The organism is Neisseria sp. P0020.S005 (genome assembly GCF_051957055.1).
GTDB lineage: Bacteria > Pseudomonadota > Gammaproteobacteria > Burkholderiales > Neisseriaceae > Neisseria > Neisseria subflava_A.
The window spans coordinates 1-210 of the sequence record NZ_JBQCWV010000097.1 but is presented as its reverse complement, the minus strand read 5'-3'; the positions used below and the strand labels follow the sequence as shown (position 1 = coordinate 210).

Sequence of the window (210 nt, the reverse complement as noted above, 5' to 3'; positions counted from 1 at the left end):
GCGCTAAAGGCGAAAAAGGCGACAAAGGTGACCAAGGTGAAGCCGGTGCTAAAGGCGAAAAAGGCGACAAAGGTGACCAAGGCGAAGCCGGCGCTAAAGGCGAAAAAGGCGACAAAGGTGACCAAGGCGAAGCCGGCGCTAAAGGCGAAAAAGGCGACAAAGGTGACCAAGGTGAAGCCGGCGCTAAAGGCGAAAAAGGCGACAAAGGTG

General features: G+C 55.7%; 1 protein-coding gene. It reads left to right on the top strand.

Annotated features, from left to right (window positions below; translation table 11 throughout):
• Window positions 1–210, top strand: a 210-nt coding sequence (locus tag ACTHTU_RS11485; protein ID WP_440362624.1) for a collagen-like triple helix repeat-containing protein, incomplete at both ends; no start/stop codon positions are given.